The organism is Paracoccus sp. PAMC 22219, assembly GCF_000787695.1.
Classification (GTDB): Bacteria; Pseudomonadota; Alphaproteobacteria; order Rhodobacterales; family Rhodobacteraceae; genus Paracoccus.
Map to the genome: position 1 here is coordinate 1 of NZ_BBPH01000192.1, position 9759 is coordinate 9759.

General features: G+C 60.2%; 12 protein-coding genes and 1 pseudogene. 11 read left to right on the forward strand and 2 right to left on the reverse strand.

The genetic code is table 11. The annotated features are described in order from the left end of the window. The 5 genes and pseudogenes from TY51_RS17900 to TY51_RS17920 all read left to right on the forward strand — a co-directional run. Nucleotides 1–1532: pseudogene (locus tag TY51_RS17900) on the forward strand (heavy metal translocating P-type ATPase); the annotation flags it as partial. A 16-nt stretch (nt 1533–1548) separates the two neighbouring features. After that, nucleotides 1549–2160 carry an isoprenylcysteine carboxylmethyltransferase family protein gene (locus tag TY51_RS17905; protein WP_052650434.1) on the forward strand — a complete coding sequence of 204 codons (612 nt, stop codon included), beginning with the start codon at nt 1549–1551 and terminating at the stop codon, nt 2158–2160. Then, nucleotides 2157–2642 (forward strand): signal peptidase II, encoded by a 486-nt coding sequence (gene lspA, locus TY51_RS17910; protein WP_042252236.1) that lies wholly within the window; start codon nt 2157–2159, stop codon nt 2640–2642. The genes TY51_RS17905 and lspA overlap by 4 nt, the downstream gene beginning before the upstream one ends. Next, nucleotides 2629–3066, forward strand: a complete 438-nt coding sequence (locus TY51_RS17915) for a disulfide bond formation protein B (protein WP_373947182.1) — start codon at nt 2629–2631, stop codon at nt 3064–3066. The genes lspA and TY51_RS17915 overlap by 14 nt, the downstream gene beginning before the upstream one ends. Then, the gene (locus TY51_RS17920) at nt 3063–3722 is read left to right on the forward strand and encodes a thioredoxin domain-containing protein (protein WP_042252239.1); all 660 of its coding nucleotides are present in this window, start codon (nt 3063–3065) and stop codon (nt 3720–3722) included. Before TY51_RS17915 ends, TY51_RS17920 begins: the two co-directional genes overlap by 4 nt. Before the next feature lie 9 nt (nt 3723–3731). Here the strand turns inward: TY51_RS17920 and mntR are convergent, their stop codons facing one another. After that, on the reverse strand, nt 3732–4184 hold the full coding sequence (gene mntR / locus TY51_RS17925) for a manganese-binding transcriptional regulator MntR (RefSeq protein WP_042252241.1): 453 nt from the start codon (nt 4182–4184) through the stop codon (nt 3732–3734). A gap of 92 nt (nt 4185–4276) precedes the next feature. Between mntR and TY51_RS17930 the strand changes: the two genes are divergently transcribed. The 6 genes from TY51_RS17930 to TY51_RS17955 all read left to right on the forward strand — a co-directional run bounded on the left by TY51_RS17930 (nt 4277) and on the right by TY51_RS17955 (nt 8903). Then, the gene (locus TY51_RS17930) at nt 4277–5596 is read left to right on the forward strand and encodes an Nramp family divalent metal transporter (protein WP_197054828.1); all 1320 of its coding nucleotides are present in this window, start codon (nt 4277–4279) and stop codon (nt 5594–5596) included. A gap of 97 nt (nt 5597–5693) precedes the next feature. Then, nucleotides 5694–6287, forward strand: coding sequence for an SCO family protein (locus TY51_RS17935; protein WP_042252247.1), 594 nt, complete (start codon nt 5694–5696; stop codon nt 6285–6287). A gap of 4 nt (nt 6288–6291) precedes the next feature. Beyond that, entirely contained in the window at nt 6292–6765 is a 474-nt protein-coding gene (locus TY51_RS17940) for a copper chaperone PCu(A)C (protein WP_042252249.1), read from the forward strand. After that, the gene (locus TY51_RS17945; RefSeq protein WP_042252251.1) at nt 6762–7364 is read left to right on the forward strand and encodes an SCO family protein; all 603 of its coding nucleotides are present in this window, start codon (nt 6762–6764) and stop codon (nt 7362–7364) included. Before TY51_RS17940 ends, TY51_RS17945 begins: the two co-directional genes overlap by 4 nt. 310 nt (nt 7365–7674) lie before the next feature. After that, a complete protein-coding gene (locus tag TY51_RS17950; RefSeq protein WP_042252256.1) occupies nt 7675–8037 on the forward strand; it encodes a hypothetical protein in 363 nt (120 codons plus the stop codon). Nucleotides 8038–8399: 362 nt separating this feature from the next. Then, the gene (locus tag TY51_RS17955; RefSeq protein WP_052650436.1) at nt 8400–8903 is read left to right on the forward strand and encodes a GAF domain-containing protein; all 504 of its coding nucleotides are present in this window, start codon (nt 8400–8402) and stop codon (nt 8901–8903) included. 628 nt (nt 8904–9531) lie between these two features. On the opposite strand, the gene TY51_RS17960 is transcribed toward TY51_RS17955, so the two are convergent. Continuing rightward, nucleotides 9532–9759, reverse strand: a 228-nt coding sequence (locus TY51_RS17960; protein WP_042252263.1) for a helix-turn-helix domain-containing protein, incomplete at its 5' end; no start/stop codon positions are given.

Sequence of the window (9759 nt, forward strand, 5' to 3'; positions counted from 1 at the left end):
AACCTGGTCCCGAAAACGGCGCTCTTGGAGGTGGACGGCGTGACCCGCGAGGTTGCCGCGTCCAGCCTGACGATCGGTCAGACGGTGCTGGTCCGTCCCGGCGACCGGATCCCCGCAGACGGAGAGATTTCAGACGGCACGTCCGGGATCGATGAAAGCCCGGTGACCGGAGAGAGCATTCCCCGGACCCGCGGCCCGGGCGAAAATGTTTTTGCCGGTTCGATCAACACGGAAGCGGTCTTGCGGGTCACCGTGACGAAAGCGGCCGAGGACAACACCATTTCCCGGATCATCCGGCTGGTCGAGGAAGCGGAAGAAGCCCGCGCCCCCACGGAACGCTTCATCGACCGGTTCAGCCGGTGGTACATGCCTGCCATCGTTGCGGTTTCGGCCCTTGTCATCGTGCTCCCGCCGCTGATGTTCGGTCAGTCATGGGATACCTGGATCTATCGTGGACTGGCGCTCCTGCTGATCGGCTGCCCTTGTGCGCTGGTGATTTCGGTTCCGGCCTCGATCGCATCGAGCCTGTCCACCGGCGCGCGCCGGGGAATGCTGATGAAGGGCGGCGCAGTGATCGAGGCGCGGCCAAGGTTTCCCATGTCGCCTTCGACAAGACCGGGACCCTGACCCACGGACGCCCGCAGGTCACTGACCTGGTGACGTTCGGAACCACGACTGAGGCGCAGCTGCTGGAGGTCGCCGCTGGTGTCGAGAGCGGATCGAGCCATCCCCTCGCCGTGGCGATCCTGGACAGGGCCAAAACGGCGGGCGTCACACCCCTGCCCGCCCGCGATGCACGCGCCTTGACCGGACGAGGGGTCGAAGCGACCGTGGGAGATGCCTTGGCATGGGTGAGTTCACCCCGGCATGCGTCGGAGAACGATGGTCTGGATGGTCGTGGCCTGCGTCAGGCGACCATCTTCGAGGATGAGGGCAAGACCGCCGTCGCCGTCTATCGCAAAGGCGTCCCGCTCGGTCTCATCGCCATGCGTGACGAGCTGCGGCCCGATGCGGCGGAGGCTGTGCGCCAGCTGGCCGAAATGGGCATCTCCTCGATCATGCTGACCGGCGACAACCCACGCACTGCTGCCGCCATCGCCGAAGGGCTAAACATCCGCTTCGAGGCCGAGATGATGCCTGAAGACAAGCTGGCCGCCATTCGCGACATGAACGCTCAAGGTGGCGTCATGATGATCGGGGATGGCATCAATGACGCTCCGGCCCTGAAACAGGCCAGCATCGGTGTCGCGATGGGCTCCGGCACGGACGTCGCGCTGGAGACGGCCGATGCGGCCATCCTGCGCGACAGGGTGACCGACATTCCGGCCCAGATCCGGCTGGCGCAGGCCACAATGGCCAATATCCGGCAGAACGTCAGTATCGCGCTAGGATTAAAGGCTATTTTCTTGGTCACCACCGTCCTTGGCATGACCGGTCTATGGATCGCGATCCTGGCTGATACGGGCGCGACGGTTCTTGTGACCCTGAACGCCCTGCGCCTCTTGCGCTACAATCCCGAACAGAAGCGCTGAGGCGATGATGACTGGAATGGGCAGTGCAGCGCTGGTTCTTCTTGGCGCCTATCTGGCCCTGTTCTTCTGGGGCTCTGCGATCAATGCCCGGGAGGCGCATCGTCCGGTCTGGTTGTTCCATCACGCCACGGGCGGCGACCGTCTTGTAGCGCTAGGCTTCCGAGCTGCGTTCGCTCTGGCCCTCCTTGGGTCGTTGGCATGGCGTCTCATGCCGAGCATGGGCGATCTTGATCCCCTGCGGGCTTTCCACAATTCTGTGTGGATCGGTCTGGCGGGACTGTTCATGGCCAGCCTGGGCGCGATGCTGGCATTTGCCGCCCAGATGTCGATGGCTGCGTCATGGCGGATCGGTGTGGCCGAGGGCGCGACCGGCGCACTTGTCACGGGTGGATTATTCGGTTTCAGCCGCAACCCGGTTTTTGTGGGTCAGCTCATGTTGCTGCTCGGAACCGCTCTGGCCGTGCCCTCCATCCCGACAATTTTTGGGGTCCTGCTGTTTGCAGGCTCGGCGCTTGTTCAGGTCCGCTCAGAAGAACGTGAATTGCGGCGGACGCTAGGCCCTGCTTACGACACCTATTGCCAGTCCGTTCCGCGCTGGATCGGCATCCGGGAAAGGTCACTGCAATGAAGACGCTTCTGATCCTGGCGATGATCGTCGCTACTGCGGCTGCCGATCAGATTACCAAGCTCGCGGTCCTGCGGAGCTTGTCTCCCGGGGAGGTTCATGCCGTCTCTCCCGGCTTCAATCTGACGCTTGGTTTCAACGAAGGGGCGAGTTTCGGCATGATGTCGGACCTTATGGCAGGTCGTCCCTTGCTGATGGTTGCCCTGACAGGTGCCCTGACGATCATCTTCGCGGGAATGGCCTTCCGGGCGGACACGAAGCGCGAATGCATAGGCCTCGCGCTGATCGTGGGGGGTGCTGTGGGCAATATCATCGACCGCCTGCGGCAAGGTGCCGTGACCGATTTTCTGGATGTCTACTGGCGTAATTGGCACTGGCCGACTTTTAATGGGGCCGACATCGCGATCAGCCTCGGCGCCTTGCTTGTGCTGACAGCCATGCTCCGTCCCTCCCGCTCGAAGGAACTCTCTGTTGACCGCACCTGACCCCCGGGGCCTGTCCCGGAATGATCTCGCAATATCGTCCGCCTTTCTGGTCGCACTCGCGGCTACGCTCGGCGCGCTGTTCATCGGCGAGGTATTGGGGCAGATGCCCTGCACCCTGTGCTGGTACCAGCGCATTGCCATGTTTCCGCTAGTGCCTGTCCTGGCCATCTCACTGTGGCGCGGTGACGGTCTGGCACGTCTCTACGGATTGCCGCTGGCGCTGGCCGGACTGGTCCTTTCCGGCTGGCATTCGGGACTTTACGCGGGACTGATCCCGCAGAGCATCGCGCCTTGCACCAAGGACGGCCCGTCCTGCACCGACCAGGCGCAGACGATCCTGAGCCTGCCCATCCCCTATCTTGCATTTGCCGCCTTTGCAGCCGTTCTGGCCTGCCTCATCTTGTCGAAAGGAAAACGCCCATGAACCGCCGCACCGTGCTCATCGGAACATCTGCCATCGGGATTGCCGCCTTTGCCGGCGGCGCGCTCGTGCTGACGCGCAATCGTCAGGCCGAAGCGGACACTCTGGCCGCTGCTGCCCCGGCTGTGGAAACAGACATGCTGGTCCGCGGTCACGCGCCCAGCTTTGGACCAGAAGACGCCCCGGTCACTCTGGTCGAGTTCTTCGATCCATCTTGTGAGGCTTGCCGCGCCTTTCATCCGGTCGTTCAGGACATCCGCGAGCAGTTTCCCGATCAGGTCCGCGTCGTGATGCGCTATGCGGTGTTTCACGAGGGGTCCGACGAGGCGGTCCGCATCCTGGAGACTGCGCGCATGCAGGACAAGTTCGAGCCTGTCCTCTATGCGCTGTTGGAACGGCAGCCGGAATGGGCTGTCCATGGCGCACCGCGAATGGACCTTGCATGGCAAATTGCGGCTGCGGCCGGTCTGGATATGGAAAAGGCGCAGACAGCCCGTCTGTCCCCCGATATCGTCGGCATCCTCAATCAGGACGCGGCCGATATCGCGGCGATCGGCGTACGCCAGACACCGACCTTCTTTCTCAATGGTCGCCAGATGACGGATATCAGCATGGACAGCATGCTTGCGGATGTGCGCAGTGCCGTGGAGGCATCCTGACCGGGCGGCCTAGGCCCGATCGGCGTAGGCCGCGAACAAGGCCAGTGTGCGCTCACTGACGTGATGCTCGATCCCTTCGGCATCTCGTTCCGCCGTCTCGGCATCCAGGCCGAGGCGGATCAGGAACCGCAGCACAATGGCATGGCGGCGGCGGCATTCCAGTGCCAGTCGTCGCCCCTCTTCTGTCAGAAAGACGGACCTGTATCGCTCGCGGGTGATCAGCCCCTCACGGGCCAGGCGATCCAGGGCCTTGGTGACCGTCGGCGCGCGCACCCCCAATCGTGCCGCGATATCCACCGGCCGGGCTTCACCCTGTTCATGGATCAGCTCTGCGATCAGTTCGACGTAGTCTTCGGCCAACTCGTTGCGCCGGGCAGCACGGACGCCATGAAAGGCCTCTGCCCGATTGTCCGGATGCACAGTATCGCTGGCGGTTGCGGTGGCATGATTGTCTGCGGTCATCTCGCAAGTGTCGCACTTATCGATTGACGGGTAAAGCCAACGGGTAGATTGTTAGCCGCAGCTAACTTTTCCTTTCAATGAAGGTTGCGCCGATGTCCCCCGGAGCCTGGCGCCACGAGCGCGACACCCCCTCCCTGTCGGAAGTGTTCCGCACGATCGCCGTTGGCGGCGGCACGACGCATTTCCGGCGCTTTCTATCCTTTATAGGTCCGGGCTATCTGGTTGCTGTTGGATACATGGACCCTGGGAACTGGGCGACGTCCTTGGCCGGCGGTGCCGCGTTTGGCTATACTCTCCTGTTCGTCGCCCTCTTATCCAACATCATGGCGATCCTGCTGCAATCGCTGTGTGCGCGCCTTGCCGTCGCGTCCGGGCGGGACCTGGCGCAGGCTTGTCGCGATGCCTATCCCCGGTGGGTGTCCATACCGCTCTGGATCTTTGCCGAACTGGCCATCATCGCAACCGACCTGGCTGAGGTGATCGGGACCGCCATCGGCCTCAACCTGCTGTTCAGCATCCCTTTGGAAATTGGCATCTTCATCACGGCAGCCGATGTCTTTCTAATCCTGTGGCTTCAGAACAAAGGCTTTCGTTGGGTTGAGGCTTTCATCATCGCTTTGCTGGGGACGATTACCGCTTGCTTTGCGGTTCTGATCGCGCAGGCCGATCCCGAATGGAGTGCGGTGATCGCAGGCTTTGCGCCAAGCCGGGAAATCATCGGCAATCCCGACATGTTGTATCTGGCGCTCGGCATCATCGGGGCGACCGTCATGCCGCACAACCTCTACCTGCATTCTGGCATCGTACAGACCCGAGCCTACGGGTTGGACCTGCCGTCGAAGCGGGAAGCCCTTCGTCTGGCAACCTGGGATTCCACGATTGCCCTGATGTTTGCCTTAACGATCAACGCATCGATCCTGATCCTAGCGGCCGCGGCCTTTCATACTGTGGGAGAGACGAATGTTGCCGAAATCGACAAGGCGCACTTGCTTCTTGAACCCTTGCTGGGGTCGCAAATCGCCCCGATCCTGTTTGGATTGGCACTTCTCTGCTCAGGTCTGAACTCGACCGTCACCGCAACCATGGCGGGTCAGATCGTCATGGAAGGCTTTGTGAGACTCAGGCTGCAACCTTGGTTGCGCCGTCTGATCACGAGGGGGTTCGCGATCCTGCCCGCGACAGTGGTGATCCTGATTTATGGAAGTGAAGGAACGGGTCAGCTGCTCATTCTCAGTCAGGTTGTCCTGTCATTCCAGCTGCCCTTCGCGATCGTGCCCCTGGTGATGTTTACGGCCAGTCGGGCCAAGATGGGTCCGATGGTCTCGCCCCGATGGCTCACCGCCCTGTGCGTGTTGATCGCCATCACCATCATCGTACTGAACGTGAATCTGCTGATCACAGTACTGGCCTGATCATGGTGTCACCAATGCGTGACGCAAAGCTTTCCAGCTTGAAGCTCATGTGGCTAGAGGCTTTAGGCCGCATGACGAGATAACGGATGCAGGTGTCATGCGATTGAGCAAACTTCAAAAGGGCCTTTGGGCATTGGCTGCCGTGGCGCTGATGGCCGTTGGCGCTGCGGTCGTTTTCATCGACCGGTCATCACCCTCCGTCGAGCAGGCAGAGTTTCGTCCGACCTTCGCGCTTCCTGATGCCGATGGGCGGTTGCGCAGCCAAGCCGATTTTCCGGGCAAGCATCTGCTGGTCTTTTTCGGTTTCACGAACTGTCCCGATATCTGTCCGACAACCTTGGCCGAGGTCGCTCAGGTTATGGACGATCTGGGAGAACTGTCCGACGACGTGCAGCCGCTCTTTATTTCGATCGACCCCGAGCGCGACAGAGAGCTAGGCCTCGACGAGTATACAGAGGCATTTCACCCTTCCATTCTCGGCCTGGCCGGGGATGCAGCACAAACCCGTGCTGCGGCGGACAGCTTTCGCATCTATTACGAGCGTGAAGACAGCGCGGACGCGCCTGATGGATATGCCATGTCCCACAGCCCTGCCCTTTACCTGATCAGTCCTGAAGGTGACTGGCTTGGCCAGTTTACCTATGGCACGCCCGCCTCCGAAATCCTCGCTGAACTCAAAGCCAGATTGTGAAGCCATGAAACGCATCTTTGCCACCCTCGCTCTGATCGCCGCTGCGGGCCCTGCTTTGGCCTGCGAAACCGTGACAACCGGTTCGTTGGAGGTCTCTCGGGCCTGGTCCCGTGCCTCCATTGGCACAGCGCGGCCCGGCGTGGTCTATCTGACCATTCGCAATTCCGGCACTGCAGATGACGCACTGATATCCATCACCACACCTGCGGCAGATATGCCCATGCTACACCAGACGGTCATGACCGACGGTATCGCCTCAATGCCACATGCGATGGAGGTTCCGGTCCCCGCAGGGGGCCAGGTCGCGCTGGAACCAGGGGGCTATCACGCCATGCTGATGGATTTGACCCAAGTTCTGAAAGAGGGCGAAACCTTCCCTGTGACACTGACGTTTCGCGATGCCGGTGAGGTGACCATTCCCGTCACCGTCCAAAATATCGGCGCAAGCGCGCCGACCTGCACCTCACCCGACGAATGAGGTCGGCAACCCTGCTGCGCGGTTTTGCCATGGCTGCGGCTGCGGTGGCGTTCATGCTGTCTGTTGGCTGGTGGCAAACGCGTGATCGGGCACAGGACACTGCGGGCGTTCTGCCCCTCCCGATCGATCGCATGTCATTCACCCTGATGGATCAGGATGGAAAGACGGTCGAGCCGCAGGATTGGCTGGGTCGCCCGACAATGGTGTTCTTCGGTTTCACCTGGTGTCCGGATATTTGCCCCACCACCCTCAGTGATATCTCCGGCTGGCTTGAGACCCTCGGGCCCCAAGCGGATCAGATGAATACGGTTCTGATTTCAGTAGATCCGGAACGTGACACTCCGGAGATACTGGGCGATTATTTGTCAAATTTCGATCCCCGCATAACGGGGTTGACGGGCTCCCTGCCCCAGATCAAGGCGGCTGCGAAGGGATTTCGGGCCACATACAGAAAGGTGCCCGCAGAGGAGGGTGATTACACAATGGATCACACTGCAGGCGTGTTTTTGTTTGATGCCGATGGTCGTTTTGCCAATATCATCGACTATCATGAGGACCCTCGTTATGCGGTCCCGAAAATAACTCGTATCATTAAATAGAAAAACGCAAAATCCGATTGTGTCAGCGTAAGGCATTCCGCGAGTGCGGCATCGCCTTTTACTGCAGCTAGTGAATGCATGGGAATGATGGAGGGTCCGGTAATGGGAACGATGATGCTGGCATGCGGGCTGTTCATGCTGCTCGTGGTGGTGGTACTTACGCTGGCCATTATGGCGCTGGTGAAACATCTTCTGAGGCGGGAGAAGAAGGCTTAGCCTGACCCTGTCTTACGCAGGGGCCCTTGCACTGGCCGCGTGAGCAACGCAGCCAGAAGTCTCTGCTGAGGGTTTAGCCTTTATTGGCGATCATTTGACGCTTGGTGACGCTACCTTCGAACAGGAGATCTACGCTGCCACCGGTGCGCCCTGCCACGACGCGGGCCTCAAGCGCCAGCCCGACTGCACGCGCAGGGTAGAAACAGTCGCGGGTCAGCTCCGCCACACGACAAAACCGGCCACAACTGGCGCCATGCTGACAGTCAGCTGTTCCGATATCCTCGTCCTTGAAGACCAGCAGGCGTCAGATCGTAGCTTTCGTCACTTTGCTATTCCCGGGGAGTTGCTCATCGGTCTGGAGGAGATCAGTGCCGGCGTGACCCTCCTTGATCACGTGACCCATCACAAAGCCGCCGTAGCAGAGCAGAAGACTGCAACGGCCGGTACTCTTCGGTAGTACTCCAACAACTTGGTCGCTGTCCTGAGCCAATTCCAATTACCCATTGGCAGTGCGGGCTCAGCAAATTTCGGAAGAAGGCTGTCGAGCCCCTATGCGAACAGACGATCTGCTATGCCTCAACGCCCCTTATCGGCGGCCTGACACTGCCAGACACATCCTGTTCATCATGTCTCTGTGATGAAGCATTGCACTTGGGCGTGATGGCGGGACGCAAGATTGCTGCCTGAAACTTGTTATCCGTCGCAATACGCCCCTGTGGCGACGTGTCTCTTGATACATAGAATGCGTCATGCTTTGCGTACGATGAAGTTGCGCGCTTCACATATGATGGACTTGTAACACTCATCTCGAGGATCGCCATGCCACAAGAGTCCATCCCACAGTCCGCTCTCTCCGCCAGCCCGGCCGATAGTGCTGCAATTCAAAATGCACTTGATACCGTGCGCGAGACACTGGGGATGGAAGTCGCCTATCTCTCCGAATTCGTACAGGAACGGGCGGTATTTCGAGCGGTCAGTGCCCCTGGCCTCGAGGCGATGATCCGCCCGAGCCAGAGCATGGATCTGAGGGAAGTCTACTGCAAACACATCCTGGATGGCGGTCTGCCCAGCTTGATCACCGATACCAGTCAGCACGCCATAGCGACTGATTTGCCGATCACGCAGATGATCCCGATCGGCAGCCATCTGTCCGTGCCGGTCAGGCGGGCCGATGGCAGCGTCTTTGGAATGTTCTGTTTTCTCAGCCGCCATGCAAGGCCCGATCTTGGGCAGGAAGATCTGACCATGGTGCTGGCAGAGTCTGTGGGTGTCGGGACACGGCTGTTCGGAGCACCGGATCGTGCCACTGACAAGGAAAGTTAACCGATAATTCCAGTTACATACGGTTTAGTGCTCAGGGGGCATAGCAAACCGCCATGCCAGGCCTGATCTGGGACGGGGTGACCTGACCAAAGTAGGGAAGGGTCCTTGGAGGTGGGAACGCGGCAGTTTGGTCATCATATTGCTCCGCCCGCAGCGGCAAGACCCGGCGGGCGAGGCACCAAATCAGATCTTCGCATCCGAAGCATCGGTAGGTGTCGCGTTGTCCTTAATTCCGGTACACGACGCATTGGGCGGCGTTTGTTTCCCTTAAATATAATACTCAGGCGCCAGCTCGCGGAAGTCTTCTCCTGTTCCGCACGATAAATACGGTAGACTGCAGCGAGCAGCGTCTAATCCCATGCATCGCCAAAGTCTTCGTCATCACCTTCCATCGCTGCCAACCGTCCAACTCTGCGCACCTTGTGTCAGTTTTAATGGCAAGAATGTCGAATTTAACGGCAAGATACCGCCTTTGATGGCAAAGCTGCTCCATTGATTTTATTGAGTTTCGTATGCCGCATTTAAGTGCTACGCGACACAAGGGCACAGTTTCGGGTCTCTGTCTGGACTGAGATCCGCCCCCGTAGCGGAGGGGGAGCCCGAAAGGCGAGGCACATCCCTGCCACCGTCAGATCGCCGCTCGCCACATCCGATACCGCCCCTGCCCGGTCATCTCCCGGATCAGACCCTGTTCCTCCATCCAGGCGAGGTTGCGCTGGACGGCTGCTCGGCTGGCGCTGGTCAGGGCCTCAGCCATCGGGGCGGAGACGAGCGGCCATTCGGTGAGTACTGCACGCAAGGCCGGGGGCGTGCGGCCCGACAGCGGGGTCATTGCGGCCTTCGCCCTTTCCGCCCA

Excerpts from the sequence above, each read along its gene's own strand:
- TY51_RS17935 (WP_042252247.1), top strand. The coding sequence starts at position 5,694 with ATGCGATTGAGCAAACTTCAAAAGGGCCTTTGGGCATTGGCTGCCGTG.
- TY51_RS17955 (WP_052650436.1), top strand. The coding sequence starts at position 8,400 with ATGCCACAAGAGTCCATCCCACAGTCCGCTCTCTCCGCCAGCCCGGCC.
- TY51_RS17940 (WP_042252249.1), top strand. The coding sequence starts at position 6,292 with ATGAAACGCATCTTTGCCACCCTCGCTCTGATCGCCGCTGCGGGCCCT.
- TY51_RS17930 (WP_197054828.1), top strand. The coding sequence starts at position 4,277 with ATGTCCCCCGGAGCCTGGCGCCACGAGCGCGACACCCCCTCCCTGTCG.
- lspA (WP_042252236.1), top strand. The coding sequence starts at position 2,157 with ATGAAGACGCTTCTGATCCTGGCGATGATCGTCGCTACTGCGGCTGCC.
- TY51_RS17905 (WP_052650434.1), top strand. The coding sequence starts at position 1,549 with ATGGGCAGTGCAGCGCTGGTTCTTCTTGGCGCCTATCTGGCCCTGTTC.
- mntR (WP_042252241.1), bottom strand. The coding sequence starts at position 4,184 with ATGACCGCAGACAATCATGCCACCGCAACCGCCAGCGATACTGTGCAT.
- TY51_RS17920 (WP_042252239.1), top strand. The coding sequence starts at position 3,063 with ATGAACCGCCGCACCGTGCTCATCGGAACATCTGCCATCGGGATTGCC.
- TY51_RS17945 (WP_042252251.1), top strand. The coding sequence starts at position 6,762 with ATGAGGTCGGCAACCCTGCTGCGCGGTTTTGCCATGGCTGCGGCTGCG.